The organism is Exiguobacterium sp. s35 (assembly GCF_018617535.1).
GTDB lineage: Bacteria > Bacillota > Bacilli > Exiguobacteriales > Exiguobacteriaceae > Exiguobacterium > Exiguobacterium aestuarii.
Genome location: NZ_JACSKI010000001.1, coordinates 711,603 through 734,797, shown reverse-complemented (window position 1 = coordinate 734,797; position 23,195 = coordinate 711,603). Strand labels below are relative to the sequence as shown.

The 23,195-nt window shown below is 45.1% G+C and carries 28 protein-coding genes and 1 other annotated feature; of the genes, 9 read left to right on the top strand and 19 right to left on the bottom strand.

Going from position 1 to position 23,195, the window contains the following annotated elements:
- Together KNO75_RS03790 and KNO75_RS03785 are read right to left on the bottom strand one after the other, a co-directional pair.
- Positions 1 to 681, bottom strand: coding sequence for a hypothetical protein (locus KNO75_RS03790; protein WP_214819878.1), 681 nt, complete (start codon positions 679 to 681; stop codon positions 1 to 3).
- Positions 682 to 782: 101 nt separating this feature from the next.
- A complete protein-coding gene (locus KNO75_RS03785) occupies positions 783 to 1,151 on the bottom strand; it encodes a PH domain-containing protein (protein WP_031423744.1) in 369 nt (122 codons plus the stop codon).
- A 119-nt stretch (positions 1,152 to 1,270) separates the two neighbouring features.
- Here KNO75_RS03785 and KNO75_RS03780 point away from each other — a divergent pair, with 119 nt between their 5' ends.
- From KNO75_RS03780 to KNO75_RS03755, 6 genes are all read left to right on the top strand, one after another.
- Positions 1,271 to 2,479, top strand: a complete 1,209-nt coding sequence (locus tag KNO75_RS03780) for a cation:proton antiporter (RefSeq protein ID WP_214819876.1) — start codon at positions 1,271 to 1,273, stop codon at positions 2,477 to 2,479.
- 99 nt (positions 2,480 to 2,578) lie between these two features.
- Positions 2,579 to 2,875: a hypothetical protein gene (locus KNO75_RS03775; protein WP_214819874.1), complete on the top strand. Its 297-nt coding sequence runs from the start codon at positions 2,579 to 2,581 to the stop codon at positions 2,873 to 2,875.
- A 28-nt stretch (positions 2,876 to 2,903) separates the two neighbouring features.
- A complete protein-coding gene (locus KNO75_RS03770) occupies positions 2,904 to 3,383 on the top strand; it encodes a helix-turn-helix transcriptional regulator (RefSeq protein ID WP_214817550.1) in 480 nt (159 codons plus the stop codon).
- Positions 3,367 to 3,651 carry a hypothetical protein gene (locus KNO75_RS03765; protein ID WP_214819872.1) on the top strand — a complete coding sequence of 95 codons (285 nt, stop codon included), beginning with the start codon at positions 3,367 to 3,369 and terminating at the stop codon, positions 3,649 to 3,651. Before KNO75_RS03770 ends, KNO75_RS03765 begins: the two co-directional genes overlap by 17 nt.
- A gap of 18 nt (positions 3,652 to 3,669) precedes the next feature.
- A complete protein-coding gene (locus tag KNO75_RS03760; RefSeq protein ID WP_214819870.1) occupies positions 3,670 to 4,074 on the top strand; it encodes a nucleoside 2-deoxyribosyltransferase in 405 nt (134 codons plus the stop codon).
- Between the two features lie 123 nt (positions 4,075 to 4,197).
- Positions 4,198 to 4,452: a binding site (T-box leader), on the top strand.
- Positions 4,453 to 4,519: 67 nt separating this feature from the next.
- Positions 4,520 to 5,743, top strand: coding sequence for an MFS transporter (locus KNO75_RS03755; RefSeq protein ID WP_214819868.1), 1,224 nt, complete (start codon positions 4,520 to 4,522; stop codon positions 5,741 to 5,743).
- A gap of 1 nt (position 5,744) precedes the next feature.
- Here the strand turns inward: KNO75_RS03755 and KNO75_RS03750 are convergent, their stop codons facing one another.
- The 3 genes from KNO75_RS03750 to KNO75_RS03740 are packed head-to-tail and all read right to left on the bottom strand — an operon-like array spanning position 5,745 to position 7,578.
- Positions 5,745 to 6,653, bottom strand: coding sequence for an alpha/beta fold hydrolase (locus KNO75_RS03750; RefSeq protein WP_251126113.1), 909 nt, complete (start codon positions 6,651 to 6,653; stop codon positions 5,745 to 5,747).
- A 5-nt stretch (positions 6,654 to 6,658) separates the two neighbouring features.
- Positions 6,659 to 7,045: an NUDIX hydrolase gene (locus KNO75_RS03745; protein ID WP_214819864.1), complete on the bottom strand. Its 387-nt coding sequence runs from the start codon at positions 7,043 to 7,045 to the stop codon at positions 6,659 to 6,661.
- The gene (locus KNO75_RS03740) at positions 7,042 to 7,578 is read right to left on the bottom strand and encodes a Rossmann-fold NAD(P)-binding domain-containing protein (protein ID WP_214819862.1); all 537 of its coding nucleotides are present in this window, start codon (positions 7,576 to 7,578) and stop codon (positions 7,042 to 7,044) included. The genes KNO75_RS03745 and KNO75_RS03740 overlap by 4 nt, the downstream gene beginning before the upstream one ends.
- A gap of 218 nt (positions 7,579 to 7,796) precedes the next feature.
- Here KNO75_RS03740 and KNO75_RS03735 point away from each other — a divergent pair, with 218 nt between their 5' ends.
- A complete protein-coding gene (locus KNO75_RS03735; RefSeq protein WP_214819860.1) occupies positions 7,797 to 8,612 on the top strand; it encodes a GGDEF domain-containing protein in 816 nt (271 codons plus the stop codon).
- 514 nt (positions 8,613 to 9,126) lie between these two features.
- Here KNO75_RS03735 and KNO75_RS03730 read toward each other — a convergent pair.
- From KNO75_RS03730 to KNO75_RS03700, 7 genes are all read right to left on the bottom strand, one after another.
- Positions 9,127 to 9,816, bottom strand: coding sequence for a glyoxalase (locus KNO75_RS03730; RefSeq protein ID WP_214817533.1), 690 nt, complete (start codon positions 9,814 to 9,816; stop codon positions 9,127 to 9,129).
- Between the two features lie 41 nt (positions 9,817 to 9,857).
- Positions 9,858 to 10,601: a hypothetical protein gene (locus tag KNO75_RS03725; protein WP_214819858.1), complete on the bottom strand. Its 744-nt coding sequence runs from the start codon at positions 10,599 to 10,601 to the stop codon at positions 9,858 to 9,860.
- Complete coding sequence (locus KNO75_RS03720) at positions 10,598 to 11,143, bottom strand: DUF2199 domain-containing protein (protein WP_214819856.1); 546 nt, start codon at positions 11,141 to 11,143, stop codon at positions 10,598 to 10,600. The genes KNO75_RS03725 and KNO75_RS03720 overlap by 4 nt, the downstream gene beginning before the upstream one ends.
- 98 nt (positions 11,144 to 11,241) lie before the next feature.
- Positions 11,242 to 11,880, bottom strand: coding sequence for a hypothetical protein (locus KNO75_RS03715; protein WP_214819854.1), 639 nt, complete (start codon positions 11,878 to 11,880; stop codon positions 11,242 to 11,244).
- Positions 11,881 to 12,004: 124 nt separating this feature from the next.
- Positions 12,005 to 12,916: an NAD(P)-dependent alcohol dehydrogenase gene (locus KNO75_RS03710; protein WP_214819852.1), complete on the bottom strand. Its 912-nt coding sequence runs from the start codon at positions 12,914 to 12,916 to the stop codon at positions 12,005 to 12,007.
- Positions 12,917 to 13,019: 103 nt separating this feature from the next.
- Positions 13,020 to 14,060 carry an ABC transporter permease gene (locus KNO75_RS03705; RefSeq protein WP_214795084.1) on the bottom strand — a complete coding sequence of 347 codons (1,041 nt, stop codon included), beginning with the start codon at positions 14,058 to 14,060 and terminating at the stop codon, positions 13,020 to 13,022.
- Positions 14,060 to 14,920 carry an ABC transporter permease subunit gene (locus KNO75_RS03700; RefSeq protein ID WP_214819850.1) on the bottom strand — a complete coding sequence of 287 codons (861 nt, stop codon included), beginning with the start codon at positions 14,918 to 14,920 and terminating at the stop codon, positions 14,060 to 14,062. Before KNO75_RS03700 ends, KNO75_RS03705 begins: the two co-directional genes overlap by 1 nt.
- A 208-nt stretch (positions 14,921 to 15,128) precedes the next feature.
- Between KNO75_RS03700 and KNO75_RS03695 the strand changes: the two genes are divergently transcribed.
- Positions 15,129 to 15,443 (top strand): hypothetical protein, encoded by a 315-nt coding sequence (locus tag KNO75_RS03695; protein ID WP_214819848.1) that lies wholly within the window; start codon positions 15,129 to 15,131, stop codon positions 15,441 to 15,443.
- A gap of 19 nt (positions 15,444 to 15,462) precedes the next feature.
- On the opposite strand, the gene KNO75_RS03690 is transcribed toward KNO75_RS03695, so the two are convergent.
- From KNO75_RS03690 to KNO75_RS03675, 4 genes are all read right to left on the bottom strand, one after another.
- Positions 15,463 to 15,906: a hypothetical protein gene (locus KNO75_RS03690; protein ID WP_214819846.1), complete on the bottom strand. Its 444-nt coding sequence runs from the start codon at positions 15,904 to 15,906 to the stop codon at positions 15,463 to 15,465.
- Between the two features lie 81 nt (positions 15,907 to 15,987).
- Positions 15,988 to 16,752: a DUF817 domain-containing protein gene (locus tag KNO75_RS03685; RefSeq protein WP_214819844.1), complete on the bottom strand. Its 765-nt coding sequence runs from the start codon at positions 16,750 to 16,752 to the stop codon at positions 15,988 to 15,990.
- A gap of 9 nt (positions 16,753 to 16,761) precedes the next feature.
- Positions 16,762 to 17,622, bottom strand: a complete 861-nt coding sequence (locus KNO75_RS03680; protein WP_214819842.1) for a metal-dependent hydrolase — start codon at positions 17,620 to 17,622, stop codon at positions 16,762 to 16,764.
- A gap of 200 nt (positions 17,623 to 17,822) precedes the next feature.
- A complete protein-coding gene (locus tag KNO75_RS03675; RefSeq protein ID WP_214819840.1) occupies positions 17,823 to 18,830 on the bottom strand; it encodes a helix-turn-helix transcriptional regulator in 1,008 nt (335 codons plus the stop codon).
- Between the two features lie 116 nt (positions 18,831 to 18,946).
- Between KNO75_RS03675 and KNO75_RS03670 the strand changes: the two genes are divergently transcribed.
- Complete coding sequence (locus tag KNO75_RS03670; RefSeq protein ID WP_214817509.1) at positions 18,947 to 19,792, top strand: alpha/beta fold hydrolase; 846 nt, start codon at positions 18,947 to 18,949, stop codon at positions 19,790 to 19,792.
- Positions 19,793 to 19,816: 24 nt separating this feature from the next.
- Here the strand turns inward: KNO75_RS03670 and KNO75_RS03665 are convergent, their stop codons facing one another.
- The 3 genes from KNO75_RS03665 to KNO75_RS03655 all read right to left on the bottom strand — a co-directional run bounded on the left by KNO75_RS03665 (position 19,817) and on the right by KNO75_RS03655 (position 23,194).
- Complete coding sequence (locus tag KNO75_RS03665; RefSeq protein WP_214819838.1) at positions 19,817 to 20,230, bottom strand: YhfM domain-containing protein; 414 nt, start codon at positions 20,228 to 20,230, stop codon at positions 19,817 to 19,819.
- A 95-nt stretch (positions 20,231 to 20,325) separates the two neighbouring features.
- Positions 20,326 to 21,744: a glycoside hydrolase family 32 protein gene (locus KNO75_RS03660; RefSeq protein WP_214819836.1), complete on the bottom strand. Its 1,419-nt coding sequence runs from the start codon at positions 21,742 to 21,744 to the stop codon at positions 20,326 to 20,328.
- A gap of 19 nt (positions 21,745 to 21,763) precedes the next feature.
- Entirely contained in the window at positions 21,764 to 23,194 is a 1,431-nt protein-coding gene (locus KNO75_RS03655; RefSeq protein WP_214788236.1) for a sucrose-specific PTS transporter subunit IIBC, read from the bottom strand.
- Position 23,195: the final 1 nt, after the last annotated feature.

The following is a 23,195-nucleotide window of genomic DNA, read 5'->3' as shown; positions in this document are numbered from 1 at the left end:
TCACCCCTTATCCTCTTCCAATCGTATGAACTGTAACGCCTCTCGAAACTGTCTAGATTCTACATCAGTCACTCCTTCATCCACATACCTCGTCCTCCAGTAAGGAGAGAGGTCCACCTCTTCTACACCAATCCGCTTGAACCAATCCAACACCGTCTTATTCGATTGGTGTTTTAATGAAACCGGTAAATCCAGATTGAACTGGATGAGCGCATTCCGAATCGCGCTATCGGTCCATTGAATCTCTTTAAATTCCACAAATGCTTTTGCTTTGGCCGTTCGCACTCTTCGTTTTACGACGTCACTCGAGAAATCAACAGTCGAGGCGACACGCTTTCTTTTCCGGATCATGCTGAGCATCAAAATCAGGAGGACAATCAAACCTCCTATAAGGAACCATAACCAGACTGAATTTCCCGACTCTGTTACCGTCCCACCTGTTCCGAACGTATAGTCTAAAAAGACATGATTCAAGATTTGAAAGTCCTCATCTTCCTTCAGACGAAACTTCCCTCCATAAGCACCACTGCTGGTTCCGTCCTCTCCAGACAAGAGAAGCACGATCCCACCTTTTGTCGGGTCATGAAACCAGTCCCAAAACAGTCGGGCCAGATAGATGAATCCAGTCACCAACATCAAACTACCTAACATGACCATCAATAGTCGGATTGTAAATTTCATCGTAACCTCCGTCACACATTATGTACTATCGTATCATGCAAGATTATGGATTGTCAGAAAAATCCAAATAAAAGGACCGAAAGATTTTTCGGTCCACTGTTTTACAAAATTGCTTCTGCGAGCAGACGGTCGAACTTGCGCACATCCACTTTTTTATTCAAATTGATTTTAATCGTTCCGGCGCGCGTGAACAGTTGGACTTCTGAGTTCAAGTCGAACATGCGTCCCGCGTTCTCCGTCGAGTACATATTGATCGAGTCGTACGGAAGTGAGTAGACTTCAATCTTCTTACCCGTCAATCCTTGTGCGTCACGGACAATCAGTCGTTTGTTCGTGAAGACAGCGACGTCACGCACTGTCTTATAAGCCGCGACCGCCCGCTCCCCGTCGATGAATGACTCCGTGATATCACTCGGCACCTCACACTCCGAATAAAACGTCCAAGATAAATCTCCAATCGGGTTTCCCATGTTGATTCCTCCCTGAATATATTAAATGTACTACCTCTTATATTCCACAATTCTCGTTTGATTAGACCTTGAATGGGAAGATACTGTATAGCATGTTGATTGTGGAGGAGGACGTCGTTATGATCGCGCAGCAGGTGATCACATTACTACTCATTGGCTATTTTATTTATTTGATTGATTCCAAAAGAAATTACTTTCCTGTCCCGGTCATTTTGGTTTTGATTGGGATTGGTCTCTCGTATATTGCCTTTTTTGATTCGGTGTTCATCTCAAAAGATATGATTTTCGAGGTGTTCCTGCCAGCACTTCTCTTTACATCGGCCTATCAGTTCAAATATAAGGATTTGAAGGACAATATCGGGATCATCACTATATTGAGTACGGTCGGGCTTGTCTTCACCGCTATCTTGATGGGATATGGCACGTTTTGGATCAGTGAGTTCTTCACCCCGCTCACGTTGACCGCTTCCTTTTTATTAGCGTCCATCTTGATTCCGACGGATCCCGTTTCCGTGACGGCTATCTTGAAACGAAGTAAGGGGGAGAAGCGGATTGCTGACGTCGTCGAAGGCGAATCGATGGTGAACGATGGAACGAGTGTCGTCATCTTCACCATCTTTCTCAGTATGTTCGCGACAGGAGAACGGTTCTCCACACTCAGCTTTTTGACCGAATTTTTAATTGTGTCCGCCGGAGGAATCGGCATCGGCTTCATTTTTGGATTTCTACTTAAGAAATTGATGATCGTCAGTTTTAAGAAGCACGAGCTCGTCATGTTGACGATTGTCACCGCGTATGGGGCGTTCTATCTCGCTGATGCGCTAGAAGTATCGGGGGTCCTCGCGACGGTGACGGCCGGCATGATGTTGTCTCACGAACTCGGAACAAAAGAGGATTACGAATCGGTCCAGCGTCATCTAGACGGTTTCTGGGACATTGTCATTCCGATGTTGCTAGCACTCTTGTTCTTATTGATTGGAATCGAAGCGACCAGCTATCTGTCTGTATCACTCTGGACGCTCGCCGTTCTTTTGTTCCTACTTTCAATCGTGACCCGATTCATCGTCGTCGGGGGCCTCGTCTATTCGGTCCCCGTCTGGCGTAAGGAATTTAAAGATGATTTAACGGCGACTTCTCTCCTTACTTGGTCCGGAATCAAAGGAACGATGTCGATTGCCCTCGTCCTCTGGCTAGAAGCAGAGAATATCGACGGGTCGAACGAGATGATTTCCCTCGCATTCGCTGTCATTCTACTTTCCCTTGTTTTGCAAAGCATCGGTGTCTATCCACTGACGACATATTTAACGAACAAGCATGACGATAGATAGAGTCCTTTCTTAAGAAGGGCTTTTTTTACGAATTGAAAAATTGACATTGTCTACTTTTAGTGTAAAATTACACTTGTAATATATTAGGAGGTTATTATGTTGGAAAACACTTCAACACCATCCGCTACCATTTCTACTGGAGTTGTGACGGTTGTACTTGCTCTTGTTGCATCGTACCTTACTCCATCGTTCTTAAAAGTTGGAATCATCTGGGATCTCGTCGCTTTCTTAGTCATCGGCATTGCGACGTTCAGTTTTACATACCACTTCTATCAATCAAAACGACTCACATATTGGCAATACATTTGTTGCTACATCATTGTCTGCCTACTCTTGTTCACGGTGTTTCTCGGAATCTCATGGTTACTGATTTTCATTAGCTCGGCGTCACTTTGAGTTCTACGAATAGGAAGGAAGAACCCATATGCAAAAATCCGAATTTCTCGGACAAGTTTCTCGTAAGATCAAGCTGATTCGAATCGAATCCCAGCATTCACAGGAAGAGATGGCCAATTTACTTGGCATATCTAAAAAAACGCTCATTCAAATCGAGAAGGAGCGGAATGAAGCGAGTTGGTCGACGGTTGTGACATTATGTGCACTATTCAATGAGAGTGAGGTTCTCATACATCTAATCGGTGACGACCCGGTCGAGTTCGTTAAGCTGATTGCAACCGAGAACACATACGAGCCGAAAGAAAAGACGCTCGGCGGACGCGTCTTTTGGCATGCGATCAAAGAGGGTCCCCACTTCATTCTTCAACAGAACATCATCAGCGGACATTACCGCGTCATCGATCTCGATCATGTGAGATGGTACAGCACGTTTGATGCGGAAGATGCCGAACAAGTGCGGTTGAAGTTGGAACATCGACGAGGGGGATCCAATGACTCAAAAGCATAAAGATTTGATGATGGCTTTCAGTCTAATCGTCATAACGATCGTCTACTTTTGGCTGATCCCAAACATCGCGAATGACTCCATTTGGTTCGTTGGCACAATCATTTTACTCGTCCTCTCGTCTTTATCGATTACGCGCTTAATTCAATCATACGTTCCACTTTCTTTGATGAAATTTGTCCTGATTAGCATGATTGCATTCCTTGTACTCTGTTGCCTGCTGATCATCCTATTTTATGTCGTAGCGTTATACCAGATGAAACATCTATAACGAATTGGAGGGGTTCAAATGCGGTTTTATGTCGGTTCAAGTTTTGCGAATATCGAAGAAGTACGGTTTATCCGTGATCAGCTGATTGCGCTCGGTCACACGCATACGTATGACTGGACACAAAACGAACGCGCCACTTCAAAGGACGCGTTACGTACGATTGGCGAAGATGAGGTTACTGGAATTCAAACAGCGGACTTCGTCGTCATCCTCTTACCTGGAGGAAAGGGTGCACACGTTGAGCTCGGGATTGCCCTCGGGACGAATAAACTCGTTTTCCTATACGATTTAGGCAATCAGATGATGAATATGGAGGAGACGAGTACGTTCTATCATGTCGATGCGGTACACTTTTGTGACGGAGCGTTCAGTGACCTTCCCCGCCAAATCCATCATCATCTGCAGTCCTTTACTCACGCTTAAGCAGATGACCTTGATTCTCACGAAATCGAGCCGGGGTGCAGCATAGAATTAGATAGATACATATTTATACAAAATAATCTTTCCTATATTTTCACAATATGCTATCCTTACAAAAATGATCTGACAAACGCGATGAAGAGAAGAGTACATTCATGAATCTTTCATAAGAGAGCCCTGTCCGGTGAAAAAGGGTAAAGAGGATGGATCGAAACAAGACTCCGAGCAGCGCTATGGAACTCATCTCGAGCGATATGGCGACGGGCACTCCCGTTATAGAGTTGAGGTATAGGCCGACTCGTTCGGCAGTACCGAATAAGGTTCGTACGGTGACGTGCGGACGAACAGGGGTGGCACCACGATGAGAATCTCGTCCCCAAGAACTCGTTCTTGGGGGTGGGATTTTTTTGCGTTCCGAAAGTGATCAAAAATAGAAGGAGTGATTGACTTGAACTCGTTTCGAAAAACCTCTAAGCTGCTGCTCGTCAGTGTCGGAATCTCAAACCTCGGTGCCTGGGTATACTTTATCGCGCTCAACCTGATTGTCCTCGAGATGACGGGATCTCCATTCGCCGTCTCGATTCTCTATGTACTAGTCCCGCTCGCTTCAATCACGGCGAACCTTTGGTCAGGTAGCCTGATTGATCGGGTCGATACGAGACGACTGATGATGTTGCTGGATGCCCTGCGCGCATGTCTCGTGTTCAGCTTAGGCTGGATCGATTCTTTATGGCTCATCTACGGAGTCGTCTTCATCCTGAATCTGATGAGTGCATTGTTCGAATCATCGAGCCTGGTCTACATGACGCAACTCGTACCTGCCTCGAACCGTCAAAAGTTCAATGCGATGAATAACTTTGTGCAGTCATCCGGTTTCATTTTAGGTCCGACGATTGCGGGACTACTCTTTCTAGTCGGGAGCCCGACCTTTGCGATTTTTGTGAACGCCTTCGCACTCATCGTCTCGGTAGGCATGCTGATGCTCCTTCCGTCTCACCTTCGAACAGAATCGTCTGTTGAACCATTCTCGATGCGGATGATTATTGACGATTGGAAGGTCGTCATCCGATTCGCTTCGAATGCCAGATATGTTACGCTCATCTATGGATTGTTCTGCGTCATGACCATCTTCATGTCTGGACTCGACTCGTTGGAAGCGTCATTCGCGACCCAAATCCTTCACTTGTCTGAAAGTCGATACGGCTTTCTCGTCAGTATCGCTGGAATCGGGATTATTGGAGGGTCTCTCATTAACTCAAGGTGGAGTCACCGTCTTTCTTTATCATTTTGTATCGGATTCGGGGTCATCATGACACCAGTCGGCTATCTCCTATTCGCAAGCTCATCCTCGTTCACGATGGCTTCCATCGGATTTTTTGTCCTGACATTCGCGCTTGCCTTTGCCAATACCGGTTTTTTGTCATTCTATCAGCATCATGTTCCTGTCGAAATCATGGGCCGCTTCTCGGGTGTCATCAATGTGGCAGAGTCACTACTCGTCATCGTCCTGACATTCGGGATTGGACTCCTTGCCGAATTGGTCGGGATTCGTCCGGTCTATCTCGCATTCTCGATTGCTTTCTTCCTCATCGGTTGTTATACGATGTATGTCATTTGCGATCGCTCGAAACGGGAGTATTTTACTCACGATCCAATTGAAGAAGCTTCTTAAGTCATGAGCCGGTCGTTTTTATGCGATCGGCTTGTTCGATTCGATGTATGGCTTCGATGATTGTGTCTGGTCGTTGTAAATGAATTTGGTGTCCTGCCTTTTCCGCGATGATGAGTTCCGATTGATTTGATAATCTCAACTGTTGATGGATAAGTTCATACCATGTCTCTTCTAGCAATCGAATTTCAGCCTCAGGCAACCCTCCATCTATTCCTTCTTCAATCGTCGCTTCAGAATCTCGACCGATGACAATTAACGGAATCGATGAAAATGTGCCCATTTGTTTGATGATTGAGGCATCGTCATACCAGAACGATTCTTCTTCCAACATCGTTTTATACAACTGAGGAGATTGATAGAATCGCTTGAGACGTTCGAGTACATCTGATGATAAGCCTTGTTGCTCGAGTGAAAATTCTGGTTGATGAAGACGCTCTAATTCTTCTTTTGTTAGATTTGAATAAGAACGACACATCGTCCGCCAATCTTCATCGGAATATTGACGATCCATCACCGGAGTTTCTATGTCATCTAATATAGAAAAATCATGGGAAGTGGAATCGACGAGTACGACTCCTCCTACTCTATTCGGAAAAACTTTAGCCATGTGTTGCGCGCACAAACCACCGTAAGAATGACCGACTACTAGAATCGGTTGATGTAGCTGAAGGGCGTTCAATAATTCGGTACATTCCAAAACGTGAGATGACGTTCGACTCGAGCGCCTGTTCATCTCACTCTCACCATAACCGGGGCGATGATAAAGTAATATTTGATACGACTCACTTAATTGCTCGGAAAGAGAAACCCACTCTTCGAATGAACCTCCCATACCTGTCATGACCACGATCAGTCGTTCCCCGGAACCGAATAAACGATATTCAACATCATACCCATTGACTTCAATCATTCTATTCACTTAAGCCACCTTCGAATCAATTCGAGATCCTCTGGAAACGCATGGTCTAATCGTTCTAACTCTTGAAGCGACCACCAATTGACTTCCTCTATATCCGAATCAATCCTAGCGGTCTCGACCCGCTCTTCACACTTTGCCAAGAAATAATGTGTCTCGACTTGATAGTTCGACATGATAGCTTGTTTAATGTGTAGTCGTTGATTAACAGAAATGCGATAACCCGTTTCTTCTAACACTTCGCGCTGACAACACTGTTCCAGAGTTTCTCCGTTTTCTAGACCACCTGATGGCAAACTCCATAGTTGAACGTCACGATTCTTTACAAGAAGGACTTTCTTTTCTTCGTTGAGGCATAAAGCAGCGGAACCTCTCCATTGTTTCATCCATTCATACCTCTCTTATTTACAAGTTGACCAAGTAATTGATAATCGAATGAGTGCTCAATCGCATCAATCACACCGTGCACAATTTCGTCATGCGTCAACCAGCGAAAGTTCTCACCATCCTGCTTCGCACCTAAGTGAACTTGTCGATACGATTGTCGTTCACTTATGTTCAAAGCCTTCTTCTCATGTTCAGGGTTCGCCTGACTCCCTAGAATATGTAGAACATCTGCGTGCAAAGAATGATTCAATATGAGTTGCATCGCCTTCCCGGAGTCCTTGTGCACCCACGCGATGACTTGTTTAAATGGTTCGTGTCGCTTGATTGATTCTTGAAGCCCTTTTGATAGGTCCTGTTCGTTACGATAATCGACAACTAGTGGATGACACGTTTCAGGGTTTTGTCGAACGACTTTTGCCATTCTTTCCGGGTCTCGCCCGATGACAGTGACAAGATGTTCGCTTGCCAAACAAGATGTGACTTCAGCTAACATTCCGGTACCACCGACAATTAAGATATGTTTTTGATTCATGTCATCACCTCATTTCCATTATACACCAATAAATGAATTCGCTTTCGGTAAAGAAGCGTTCTGAAACATTCGCGTTTTTTCAAAAATATCCCGTTATTCATTTGAAGAATCACTTATAATGAATCAAGTGTCCGAATCGGTTTGAACCATCACTATTTCGGAAAATGGATAATAGTGTTACTATTACAATTTATTTCTTTTAGGGAGGAGGAGACGAGATGCGGCATTGGTCTGCCATGTCACTTCAACTAATTGCGCTCATCGTTGGGTCGTTGACAATAAGTACTTTATTATCTTCTCTTCTGATGATGAACAATCTACCCATCTGGTGGATGATCTATATCCCTGTCCTCTACCTTTCAACACTTCTCATCCATCGGGCTTCTGGTGTCCTGATCTCGATAGGATTTGGTGTTTACTTTTTCATCATGATGTCTGGAACTCCGATTCCCTTTATTGTTCAACTACTGATTCTTTTGGTAGTAGCGATGTTGACGTTTCTAGCTTACTTGCTTCAATTCATCCTGTTCCGCTCACAATTTGCCTTGAACGTCGCAGAAGCGAGAGTCAGTCAACTGATTGCTGTCGATCCGGAGACCGGGTTTGATAATCGCAATCGATTTTTCATGGACCTTGAAGCAGAGCGGGATCGATTGATTCGAAGTGGTGGAACGTTCGTCGTCACATTCATTTCGTTGCCGCTTTTAAACGATTTCGAAAAACGATACGGATTATCCGAATATGAATGGTTTTTAGATTATTTCAGTGACGAGTTACATGAAGCAACACGACGGACCGATAAAAAATATCGGGTTGCCACAGACACGTTCGCCATCCTCTTTCCACAAACCTCACTCGAAAAGGCACAAATTGTTCATGAACGCATCAAACCACTGTTACATGGATACTCTCGTCTTGATGGCGAACCGCTTGTGATTGATTGTTTAGACAAATCATTTGAAGTGACCTTAGAGAATTCCTTTATGAGTTTGGATGAGATTCGGATGTACTTGAGTGAAGACGAAAAAAAATGAGTTCAGAAATGGACTCATTTTCAAAATATCGGCTTTAAAAATTATTTTACCGAGCAGTGAAATCGGCATTACTTCATAAAATAGAAGTAGTGGGAATATATGTCCTTGCATACGGAGGTTATGTTGAAAAAAATTATATTTATACTTCTTTCTTTTACGGCTTGGTGGGTATTAGCAGATGAGTTGATTATACTAATTCCAACTGAAAATTATGCACTGTTGCTACTTTCAGCCCTTTTTTGGGCTCCGGTCTTTTCGGTTTGCGTTACAACTCTAAGTGTACATTACTTTAAAAGATTGAATCATCCTAAATTGTATTGGAGTATGGTGACAGTTTATTCATCTATCTCATTATGGGGAATAATAAGAACCATATATATTTTATATTTTGAATAATCTTCGAAGAACGAACTAGGAATTGTGTGAGACCTTCACTCTATCTGAGCGTGAAAAAAGAAGGACAAGTTCGAACATGTTATTTTATCGATAAGCTAAAATGAGTTCAGAATTGGACTCATTTTTTATTCGTATGAATTTTAAGTTTATGATTCTCATCGATTTCAATGACGTATTGTCGATTGATGGTCATTTGAATCGGGCTCTGTATCGACAGCTTAGGTGAAAACAGCCACACACGACCTTGTGGAACCAATAAAATGTATGTATCGCTATTCGGTGCGCCTAAAAAATTCAGGTGACGCTCATCGATTGGGTTACCGTCTCGGCGGTGGATCTCGATGTTCGCAAGTTCTTGTGCGACATGAAGCGGATTGATTGCAGTCAGGCTCATCTCGCCGATTCCAAGAAAGTCATCAGTAGAAAATACATCTGCATCACTTTCTACATTAATTGAATGTCGCGCAATCAATTCGACGACATTCTCGTCCGCATCGTAAAAATAAAGTGACGAGGCATCAATTCCTTCGAAATAAATCTCATCCTCCCCATCTTCACGTAAAAGTGAGACACGTGATTTGATCCATTCTTTCGCTTCTTTGAATCGGTTGGCCGGAATGTTGATGGCGAAATGATATTGTCGCTCTTGATTGGTCGTCGCTTCTTGAAACACCAACGCATCTTCACCTAGATTGATTCGAAAACTCGTCGAGTCTTCTTCAATGACTGATAATCCAAGCTGATCTGTATAGAAACGTTTCATTTCACCAAGTCGGTTCGTGTAAAGCATCGTTTCTGTGATTCTCATGAAATCTTCCCTCACATTCCTCATCACTATTCTTCATCCCTTTACTTGGTCATTCGTTTGTATTTTTTATATGCTGCCGAACTCATATCCATGCCTAACAGCTCGTTACAAACGTCCCTCTGCCAAGTGTGTGGGTTGAAGCCCATCACTGACTTTGACGTTTCACCTGAATCGTCGAAAATCAAAGCCAGTTGAGCCACTCCGTTCTCTATATACGATTTGGCCAACTTCCAATTATACTGTCTGAAATACTCACCTAAAGAAAAGAATGGTTGAACAGCCCATGGACATCGCTCAATGGCCCTGAGAAGATACTCTCGCTCCATATGACGCAGTGCTTTTGACATGCTTAGACAAATCAATGCAGAAACCTCAGCTGAAGCCTCTTCTATGCATCGATTCGCCACCTCAATGACTTTCTCGTCCATCTCGAAATCATTCCACCCTATATCATATAACGCCAAGGCAAAATAGAAAGGTTTATCTGGATGGTATGAAAAGGCTGTTCGGCAAAACGCATTCACTCGATCATAATCTTCAATCCGATCCATCCGTTCGTAACCAATCAGCAAATCCCAGCGATATGAATCGGTTGGATCAAGCAACACATAGTCAATCAACAGCTGCTCGATATCCGGAGTATCGCGCATGAAATGTTCAAGTTCATTGAATCGTTTGTCGTGAACAAGTAACTCGATTCGCTCCAACATCTTCTGCTGAATCGAAGTGAGCGCTTGATTTCCTGAATACAAATCGAAAATCAAGAATGACTTCCATTGACTCACCTTGTTATCCTCCTTTTTCCGTCACGTTCAACGAATCGGAATATATCATCGATCCGCGACCTCGTGATGCCGTTGCGCTGCTCGACAGCGAGAGGATGATTCGTCGGTTCGAGTTCGATCAACGGACGTAGTCCGACTTCACGCATATGAACATTCGTTTTCAGATTGATAGTGTCCGGGTAAATCGGGAGATCTGTCGATAGCCAACCGAACATCGGTTCGAGGTCAACACGTGTTGGGTCTTCCCATAAATCGATGACTTTGAAAAAGTTATCCGGACTGAGTGATACCCAGACGTTCCAGATGAATGGATCCTCTTCCCCGATGACCGGAATCTCGAGACATCCATAAATGAAAAAGTGAGTTTCATCGAGGACACACACATCATCAGTCAAGACGACGCGCCTCTTCATCTCTCGTTTCGACAGCCCTTCTAAAATGGTTGGCATAATCGATCCAAAACCCACTTCACTTTCTGTCTTCGTGCCACATTTCGAGCAATTGCATTCACTGTTGTGTTTTCGTTTGAAAAGGTATCTCATAAGTACTCGCTTTCTAGTTCAACTTTAAATTTGGTATGTGAAATAAAAAGATTCATTCTACACGTATTTCATTTTTAATTTAAGGATGTCACAGTTTGTTAGACGAATGTAGTAACTCTTGAATCAGTCTCTAACACTCGCGTCCTCGTATCATTTTTCGATAGAAACACCTCTTCCCCATTTTCATCGAAGCAATATGCGATGGGAATCGAAAATCCACAATTTCGATACGACCCATCTGCATGACTCGTTCCGATGATCATCGCTTTTCGTTCCATCGCAATTTTTCTCGCTTCTTCCGACCACTCCGTGAACTGTTCTTCACTAAACATTCCGACCCCGATTGGATTGAAGATGATGGATAGCTGCTCATGCGTTTTTAATCCCTCACTGCCCATAAAAATCTCCCTGCAAAGTAAATAACCGTATTCTTCCAATTCATCCGTGACATTTGATGGCATGAACAAGAGCTCATTCTCAGGTGTTTTCCGTCGCGTTAACAACGTCTCACCTTTCTTGTTTATAATGAGGACCCGATCTTTATTCGTGTCATCTCGATACCCTAAAACAATCGATGTGTTAAATTTAATCGCTAAGTTACCTAGCACATCTAATTCTGTATATGTACAATATCCCTCTGGATAGAGAATCAAGTCCACCGTAGGGTTCGACTCAATCTCTAGCTTCAGTTGCTCGAGATTTCGTTCCATCTTTGGTTGTCCAATTAGTACATTCATCATTAGTCCCCCGCTCCATTGACTACGTCTAGTATTCATATGTATGGGAGATGATTGTATGCACCTCACCATAAAGCACGAATTCAATACTTCTTCATAATACCATCGATCATCTGACTTATTCCTATTTGACTGTCACGATCACATTCCCAACTTTTTTCCCTCGGTCCACATATCGATGTGCCTCGACAATCTCATCGAGTGGATACACCGAATCAATGACGGGTTGCAATGCTCCTGATTCGAACAGTTCGTTCAAAAACATCAAATCCTCTTTTCGTTCACTCGCTGGCCCCTGCCCCGCAACAGAACGGAATGACCCGTTCTCCGCAACCTGTTTTCGAGCCAATCGCTTTTCGATTTTTCCAGACGCATCAAACACCACATCATACGTACCCAATTCGCGGTCGTATCCTTCTTTCGAATAATCGATGACCACATCTGCCCCGAGTCGCTTCACGAGCTCCACGTTCCGCTCATGGCAAACTGCCGTGACATGTACGCCGAAATGTTTCGCAATCTGTACGGCAGTGGAGCCAACTGCACCTGCGCCACCATAAATCAAAACATTCTTCGCCCGTTCGATGTGTGCCTTCCGTAAAAAATGTAACGAGGTCGTCCCTCCGAACGGAAGTGCCGCCGCCTCAATAAAACTGGCATGCTCAGGCATCTTCACAACACATTTCGATTCGTTCACACAAGCGAATTCTGCATATCCGCCAAACCGCATTCCCGTGAGCGAATAGACGTTGTCTCCGACCTGAAAGTTTTTCACACTTTTGCCTGTTTCCACGACGATACCTGCCAAGACGACACCAAGAATCGGTTGTCTTGGCGCCTTGAACCCCACAACCATTCGCATCGGTAGTTTTCCGAATGTCGGAACGTCTAGTGCGCGAAGACGTCGATCTCCTGAATGAACGGCCGATGCATATACTTGAATCAGTAGCTCATTGCTTTTCGGCTTCGGTCGGTCCACTTCTTGGATGACGAGCACTTCCGGACCTCCATATGCGGTACAAATCGCAGCTTTCACGTCGATTCACTCCTTTTCTGACTTGTCACTTCATTTTGTTATACACGTTCCCGCAATCATGACAGTTCAGTCGATTCGGTACATAAAAAACCGGATGACCTTCTTAGAGATCATCCGATCCATTCTTTAAAGAGACTTTCACATCGACGAGGGAAAACGGATTGTCAAGCGATGCGGCAGCTGCTTCTGATTGTGCGACGTTCATTTCGGTCACCGTCGGCTCTTGACGCCTTAGACGGAATGCCCGTTCGAGTCGACTCGTCAATACATTAAAAATAAAGATTAGCGCTGCGAGCGCGATTGCCGGGATCATGAATAGATGATTGGTCATCCATGTCATCGCTGTGAATTGTCTGAAATAGTATCCGAACATCGAAGACCATTCATAAATCGTTGGCATGACACCTTCTTGTAAGAGAACAGTCCCCCCAAAGAAGATTCCAAACAATGAAAGATGAATGAGCAACATGAGCGTCTGTACAAACTGTTGCATGAAGACGATGACAAGCGTCGGAATCAAGTGGGGCAAGAGATGTAGTCTCACACGATGCCAGACACTCCCACCGAGCGTCTCGGCAACAACCATGAACTCTTGTTGTAGCAATTGTCGAATCTCCGTGATGAGATATAGCGTGACGGCAGGAAGTCCGAGAACGACCAATACGATCAGCTCAATCTTCACTCGATCCCACAGTGGAGGTACTTGTGTCGAATCCCAAAAGATCATCGTCGACGCGAGCATCATCAATGCGAGTAAAGAGATTGGTAGAATCAAGAATCCATCGAGCAACGTTTTAAAGAAGTGATTCAATCGTGCTCCCCTGAAAGCAAGCGGTATCCCAACCAATAAACCGATCGTCATGCGTCCAAGCGCGACAATCGCACAAATCCCGACCGTCCACTTAAAACCTTCGACGAACATCTGAAATAAATCATATCCCGCATTGTCCGTCCCGAGCCATTGATATTTTGACGGTTCAAGTGGTGGTTTACCGATGAGTCTACCCTCATCCGAGTAGAGCATAAGAGTTTGATCAACGTTCCCATCACGAAATACGGTATTTCCAAAACTCATCAACAGTAGACCCGCTACGATTGCAAAGCAGAAGATAAAAATCGGGTCCCGCATTAATACGCGTCGCATCAAATCCCTCCTTTCCAAGCATTCGGAATAATCCACTCAATGAATAGGTCCAACAGAAAAATCGGGATATAGATGACAAATAAAATGACGAGTAAGATCTCCATCTGTGGATTGTAGACGGCGAATCGAAACAGCCCTTGGACGTTAAATAAATATTCGACAATGAGAAGCGTCGATAAGATGGTAATGATGTTTGAACGGAAAAAGAGGTAGAACCGATAGATGATGTTCGGCAACAAATGGTTCCAAAACAGCCCTCTCGGTCGAATCCCTTTCGCTTGAGCAAGTTCAAGGTAAGGGATGGCCTCTTGTTCATGAATATGGATGGTCAGCCATTTGATAAAGAAGAACAACGTCGTCAGTGTCAATGTAACAATCGGTAGAAATCGTATGTATTCTGCGAACCCACCAGCCACTTCGATTCGGTCAAATCCCGTTGCTCTATGTATAGAAATGGCGAGAAATTGTGAAAAGATTAACCAAAATAAATCAGGAACCATCTCAAGCGTCTGGCTCGTTTGGTGCAGGACAGTACGAACCCGTTTACCGCTCCGATAATAGAAGTAGGCATACATGAGACCAAGTATAGTCGACACGGCAAGCGCCGTCGTAAAAATGATGACCGACTCTTTGACGAGCGGTCCAAGTGCAGGTAATAAAGGTAAATCTGTTTGAGCGGTGACGTTGTAGTATGTAATCTCATCAAGCTTTTGGAGTTGGTTCAGCTGTTGTTGGATGCCGTTCCAGTAACTCGTCAGACTAAAATCTGTTTGAACGACGAGCGTCGGTAGCGCACTGATCGCAATCAAGACAAAGAATGCGATGACAAGATGTGCAGATTTTCGTGCAATATAGGCCATAGTTCCGTCTCCTTTGGATGACATATCTCAATCATAAGTGTGGAAGGATGTACGTTATTCCTTCATTTTGTAAAGGGAATTATATCCAAAGACACTTTCCATTGATTCTAGCATAACTATTATGTGAATAGAAACAATTTTCAGAAATTAATATGGAGAATGATGTATGCTATGATATATATATAGAAATATTTAGGAGGTTGAAAAGATGTGGATTGTTTTGGGACTGGCTGCGATTGGAGCCACGCTTTTGAACTTGACTGTCTTTATGATGGAGAAGGATTACAAACTACCGATGGCGATTGCGCTGTCCTTGACCGCTCTCACGCTATGCGCCGAATATAGCTTGCTCAACATTTGGGTAGAAGTTAAGGACTGGGGTGCCATAACAGATGTCGTACCCGGCATGTCACGCGCGCTTTGGTTCTTAACGATTGCCGCAATCTTTTTGAATATACTTCCGATATTTTTAGAGAACATTCGGCAAAAAAGATTCTCTTCCGATAAAAAACAATCCGATTGATTATTGGAATGCTTCCATCTCAATCGGATTGTTTACTTTCTTGTGAATAAGTCGAAAACAACAGTTCGCCTTCCTCAGACCTCAACTCATAATCGATCCCGCTTTGAAACTGCTTCGTCATCGTCGCGCGACATGTAAACACATGTCCTGGACCATATGCAACGTCCGGAATTTCCTTGAAGCCGTATGACCGCTCACCGAACCATAGCGTCACGTTCGATGAACCCTTCGATGATCGGTCATCGACGACATAACATTCTCCCGTCTCGACGATGTAATTCGTCGTCATACGGTCGTACGTCTCCATGCCTGCCATCCCAAGTACAAGAACAGAGCAAAAAATCGCGAGAAAAGCTTGTCCTAGTTTTGCTCGATTCCGAGTCTTTCTCCACTCTCTCCAATAGATGACAAGAGATCCTAGACACAATAATCCAATCAACCAATAAAATACAATTTCTAGCAACCCAATCACCTCATTCTGTAATACGACTTTCTTCAAAAAAGGATTCGCGATTCCTCATAAAAAAACTCGACATACGTCGAGTTAAGTCGTTTCATATTCCAGCTTTCGCTTTTGCCAAGCGACAAGCAGGATGCTGATGATGACGAGTAGGAACCATGAGGACAGTTTTCCTAAATCCACAATGGCCCAACCGTTCAACTGATCCGGATACGCCCAGCCGTTGTAAAAGGTCACAATATTCTCAGCGAGCCAGATGAAGCAGGCAATCAAGAAGAACGAAAGCACGACCGGCATGTTGAATCGCCGATCATCGAGTTTGTACGAGACAACCGAGCGGCCAAACGCCAAAAAGATGAGTGCAATCAATAGCCACCGAAGGTCTAACCACACATGGTGCCAAAAAAAGTTGAAGTAAATCGCGATGCCAAGTCCGAAGGCGATGATCGGGTTCGGCATTTGCGTGAACTGTAAATCGAGACGACGCCACGCCTGAACGACATAACTCCCGACGCTCGCATACATAAATCCGGCATAGAGCGGGACGCCCCACACTTTTGTGAACGCCTCATCCGGATAGCTCCAAGACCCCATCTGCACTTTGAATAGTTCAAGACCAAGACCGATGACATGGAACCAGCTGATGACTTTCACTTCTTCGATTGTTTCGAGTCCTGTTTTCACGAGGATCACCTGGACGAACAAACACCAGATGAGTAAGACGTCATAACGGGGGATCGGCAACTCCACAATTTTTGTGACGGCGAGCGCTCCGAAGATGGCGACCGGGAATATACAACTGAGTGCTTGTTCATAGGCGAAAATAAAGAGATAGCGGATACGTCCCATCGATTCGTCCTACCTTTCTATATATTCGTACAAGAAGGAAGATTCCCCATCATAAAAACGTGGGTCAAATACACCGAGCCGTTCTTCATTCGCCACGATGACGACGAAAGGCGACCATTTCGTCAAAGTGAGTGCCTCTTGATTCGCTTCAAACAATGGTTCAAGACTCGTCTTTTCGGCACTCGTCAATTCGTATCGCAAGTTCGCTTCTTGATATATCGAATCTTGAAAGAGCGATACGTTTTCGTCAGTCTTCGTGATCACCGTGAACTGAGTCGGGACAAATGAAGCCGAGAGCGCCACTTCGTCATATTCCTTTGAATAAGACTGATATAAATAGGCGCCTTGCGCACTTTGAATCGCGACATAAAGAACGAGGGCAGCCCATGCATACCGATACGTCGTATACCGCACTTCTTGTTTGCGGGCGACGAGCCAGGCGACTAAGAAGATTCCCCAATAGACAAAATCGACAATCGGGATTACACCGAATGTAACTCTCACGTCCGAAATCGGTTCAAAATACCCTGTCCCCCACGCATTGAACAAGTCGGATGTATTGTGGATGAACACAGACAATAAAGCCCACCAAAAATAGCGGATGTCCGTCACTCCAAAGAGGAGACGAACGAGTATGTAGATGAGTAGTGCAAAGAGCGGGACGAGAAAGATTGAGTGTGTGATGCCCCGATGCCACATCTGATACATCCCTTCCGTGTCCCATAGTCTTGAAATCACATCACTGTCCGGGATTTGGCTCCCGACGAGCGTCGTGACGAACAAGGCCCTTTTTTCATGTTGTTGTAAATCGCGTTTATCGGCTGCACCATATAGCGTCAAACCGAATAACGTATGTGTAATCGTATCCACTGTCTACCTCCATAGTGAAAGAGACATCTCCCAATAATGGACGATGTCTCTTCATCTTAGTTCTCTTTATCCATTTTCATGGCGCGTCTTGCGACGATCGTTACGAAAATGACAGCGACAATCGGAATGATCAATGGCATCCAATTCAACATCCGCCTGTCCCCCTTCATTAAGTGTCGCAAGCAGTATAGCACATCTGATTACTCGATGGATGAATGAATGCTTGTATTCTCATAAGTAGTTGCCATCTTCTCGATCGTCGCCTTCATATGATCGCGAAGCGTGAGCGGTTCGACCACTTCTACTTGTGCCCCTAAAGAGAGCAACCAGTAAATGAATCCGTCCGATACGGCCGCTTCAAAACGGATGAGGAATCGTTCGCCATGCTCGGACACGGAGACGTCTTCCCCCAACTTATCGAAGATGACCGGGAGAACGCGTTCGTCGACCGATAAAACGATTTGCTCATCTAAGCCGTTGTACATATTGAATGATTTTTGATAATAATCATCTGGAAGATGATGTTTCGGACGAATTGTGCCGTCTTCCACAATCTCGGAGTTGACGATTCGGTCGACCCGATAGTTCCGAACCTCTCCGATCGATTCATCGATGCCAATCAAGTAATATTGTTCGTGATTCCAATGCAAGTCGATCGGATTGATGACGTATCGTTCTCCGTCACGGCGGAGCGGGAATGTCCGCTTTGTCACGTCGAATCCGATGACATCCGTATATTGGAATGAGATGGCTTTTCGTTCATGGATCGCTCGCTGAATGCGGTCGATGTGATACGGAATCTGTCCGTGTTTTTTCTTCGGTGTCTTAATGATCGATTGTAGCGTTTTCGCCTCAGGATTGCTCGTCAACATTTGAAGCTTTTCAACAATCTCTTCTGTCACGTCTTCCGAGATAAATTTGGCCGCGACGATCGCATCGACCATCATCCGAAGCTCATGAATCTCGAATAAACGAGCCGAGTGCCAATATTTTTTGGCGAGACCATTCTTCTCCAATTCATCCTGCACTTCAAACCCCGAATTATTCAGTGCCTGGATATCGTCTTTCACCGATTTTTTTGCTAACTTAGAAGTATCTCCAATCGTTGACAAGTATTCGAGCAAATCTTCTAGCGTCTTAGGATTTGCCTCGTCCGTGTAACGTTCGAAAAAACGTCGAACTTCAAGTAACCGCTCTCGGTTATTCACGGTTCTATCCCCTTTCATTTCTATATCTATAATATGTATAAACAGACATTATCATTTTATTTCCACGAAATAAAGGTATTTTCCATTACAAAACGTTTAAGGAGGCGCCATCTGAAGTGAAATATTATGCACACGTCGACGGCTCAAAAATAGAATATATAGACCGTGGTCATGGTCCTGTCATTGTTTTGATTCATGGGACCCAATCATCTAGTTTAGAACCATACCATGTGGACCAGTTAATTTTGTCAGGTTTTCGGGTCATTGTCCCATCTAGACCCGGATATGGAGAAACACCTTACTCTTTTTCAGCATCTCCTCAACTCTTTGCATCCCGACTCGCTCATTTGATGCAAATGCTAGAAATTGATCGATATCATGTTTATGGCATCTCTGCCGGAGGACCGACCGCGATTGAACTTGCTTCTCAAAATCAGCGTGTCCTCAGTTTGACACTCGCTGCCGCCGTGACGAGTGTCGTCGATTTTCCATATCGGGACACGGTCAGCAGAAATGTCGTCCAACCCGCCTTTATCGCACTGCAGTACATCATGAAACAGTTTATCGCTCGGGCGATTCAAAAACACCCATTCGAAGCGACGGCCCGTATGATTCAATCGACGAGCGTATTGGCACTCGAGACGATTCGAGAAGAGGTGTCACCTTATGACATCTTCCTTCTGAAACGCGTCGCGAATCAGATGGCTTTTGGACTTGGCGCACAGTTCGATTTGAAACAACGCGTCTCGAGTGAGGTCTTACTCGGTGTGTCATGCCCAACCTATATCATTCACTCGAAAAACGACAAAGCCGTTCCTGTTCGGCATGCACATTACGCGAAGCGCTTGATTCCACATGCTCAACTTACGATTCTGAACAGCCCTGGTCATTTGATTTGGGTCGGACGGCAAGCGAGAAAATCAGAGCGACAAATCGAACGATTTATCCGTTTCAACTCGTAAAGCATCTCAAAAAGAGGTGCTTTTTTACGTATCTAATCCGAGGACTTCGATTAATCGATTCGTACTATGTTCCGGTATCCTCCAGACAATGTCCCCTCGTTCAAATTTCGTGATGATACTTGGACGATTCGATTGACCGAGCCAAAGCTGATAGCGTTCTTGTTCTCCACCTTTATAGTGAAACGTAAGATCGAAATCAGGAGCCACTTCAATCTCAATGTCTTCGATTTCTTCCGAACTTCGTAGCATTTCCGCGAACACTCTGACTTGCTCTAAGTCATAAAAGTCCAATACTGGTTCAGAGTTGAATCGTTCCCGTGTTTTTGACTCTGCTACCATCACGCGTTCCATTTCTTCTCTTTCGAGCTCTTCTGTATCGATTTTATAAGGCATCGTCACTTTACGAACTTCAGCTGCCCAACGAACCCACTTATTCATTACTTCACCCCTCTCGTCTTATATACGTCGCATCGATTGAATCGGTTTCAACATTTGGAAAATAAAAAAGCCGAGCAATCGCTCAGCTTTTACACTCATTCATACTTCCAGCCAACTAGACTTGCTTCCGCTCCGACATAGCGAATCCGTTTCTCGTTATCACTTGGGAAGACACGAAGCGTTGCCACAGCGTCACCATCGTTGACGAAACATTCGACACTCGACGAGTCGATAAACAGATGAAGGATTGTGACGTCAATCACTTTTGTCCTTGTCGTCCCGAACTCCGTTGCGAACGGTTCACCGGCATTCGTCCGATCAATCGTCAACTCGCGAGTTTCTTTCTCATACCGAATCACAAGCGATTCATCACCTGTCTTCATCAGTTCAAGCTCGAAGTCTTCACCAGTCGTCGATAGTTCAAGCTCATAGCGTTCAGGTGAGCCCATTTCTATATGTCCACCTGTCTCATTGACAAATTCACCTTGTCGAAGCTTCTTCATCTCAGGAACAGGTCGTTGTTTCAACATGCCATCTTCGAGTGATAATTCACGTGGCAACGTCAACGCATGCGCCCAGCCGTAGCGGTCTGTCGGATATTCAATCTCCGGTAGTCCCATCCAGCCGACTAGAATGCGACGGCCTTCATGTTCAGTCGTTTGCGGGGCGTAAAAATCGAACCCGAAATCCAGTTCCTCGAACGCACCGTGGCTGAATACGTTCGTATTCAAGTCGAGATGACCCGTCAAGTAGCCAGACTGATAGATGTTATGGTAGCGATGCCCTGACGCCTCAATCCCTTGAGGAGAAAAGATCAAGACATGCTGTCCATTGATCTCGAAAACGTCCGGACATTCCCACATATAACCGAACTGCTCGAGCTCGGTTTTCACTTCACCTAAAAACGTCCATTCGTTCAAGTCGGTCGAACGATATAAGACGACACAGCCCGTCTCATCTGTGCGCTGTGCTCCGACAATCGCATAAAATGTGCCAGCTACTTCCCACACTTTCGGATCGCGGAAATGTTCTGTATAGCCAGCCGGGATATCTGGGATGGCCACATTCCGGCGTTCAATCATCCCGTCACGTAGGACACCGATAATTTGCGAGGCGTGACGCGTCCAATCGTCTGTCCGATGATTCCCGGTATACATCACGTGAAGGGTGTCGTCTAAGACGAATCCACTTCCAGAATAGGCACCGTGGGAATCTTCCTTCGTTTCAGGGACTAACGCCACCCCGCGGTCGGTCCAATGGACAAGATCGGTAGAACTGACATGGTACCAATGTTTGAGACCGTGAACTGGCCCGAGCGGGAACCATTGATAGAATAGATGGTACTCTCCATCATAATATGTGAAGCCGTTCGGGTCGTTGAGGAGGCCCGTCGGCGGCTGGATATGGTATCCAAACCGCCACGGGGATGCGGCCGTCTTTGTTCGGAGCACCTCCATCTCGAGGGCGCTCACGTCACGGAGTGAACGATAACGTTCGGCCTTCGTCCAATTCATAGTGTCACTTCCTTTTTCATTATGCGGCTTGTTTGACCGCTTCTTTTTTTGCTTGTCGTTTTGCAAGGATGAATGTCAATCCGAACGTCACAGCGAATGCAATCGCCATTCCGATGATATACGAGATGATTGACCCTGGTGCGATCGAGATGATTCCAGGTAATCCAGCTGCGCCGAGCGCTACTGCCAATACGTCGTTTCCGACGATGAAGGCAGATGCGATGGCCGAACCGACGATCGCTGCGATGAACGGATAACGGAGTTTTAAGTTAACCCCGAACATGGCAGGCTCTGTGATACCAAGTAGTGCCGAGATTCCTGATGCTGAAGCGACACCTTTCATCTTCTTATCGCGTGTCAAGAAGAAGACAGCAAGCGTAGCCGCCCCTTGAGCTACGTTCGACATCGCTGCGATTGGGAAGATGAACGACCCGCCTGTTTCTGCGATATCAGCGAGGAGTTGAGTCTCGATTGCAATAAAGCTGTGATGCATCCCAGTGATAACGATCGGCGCGTAGAGGAGACCCATAATCAAACCACCGACGAATCCGAGTGAGTCATACGTCCATACTAATCCATCGATGATCAAGTTCCCTGCTTCACGTGTGATTGGACCCACGAACGCGAACGTGATGAACGCTGTGAAGAGGAGAGAGAGTAACGGTGTGAGCAAAATATCAAGTGATGCCGGCATGAACTTCCGGATGTTGATTTCCAATTTCGATAAAATATATGTCGAGACGAGGACTGGTAATACTTGTCCTTGGTATCCTAACTTCTCAATCTCAAGACCAAAAATGTTCCAAACGGGAATGTCTTCAACCGTTGCCTGAGCATACGCGTTGATCAAGTCCGGGTGAACCATGATCATCCCGAGGGCCGCACCAAGATATGGGTTGCCACCGAATCTCTTAGCTGCCGAGAATCCTATGAGGACAGGTAAGAAGACGAAGGCGGCGTTTGCGAACGTATTGATCATCGCTGCAAGGTCAGCCATACCTGGATACTGATCAATCAATGATTGTCCTTCAAAGAACAAATCAGGTGCTGTCAATAAGTTGTTGATCCCCATCAAGAGACCGCCGGCAACGATCGCCGGGATGATTGGTACGAAGATATCGGATAACATTTTGACGAATTGTTGAAGCGGATTCATCTTTTTCGCCCCAGCCGACTTCACATCTGACGTGGACATGTCACCAAGCCCAGTCAATAGTGAGAACTCGGTGTATACTTTGTTTACCGTACCTTGTCCGATGATGATTTGATACTGACCACCTGTCGAGAACGTTCCTTTGACAACATCAAGTTCCTCGAGTTTTTTCTCATCGACTTTTGACTCATCGTTCAAAACGAGACGAAGGCGAGTCGCACAGTGGGCAGCTGCCGCAACGTTCTCTTTCCCACCAATCGCTTCTAATATCGATGCTGCTTCTTTTTTGTAATCCATC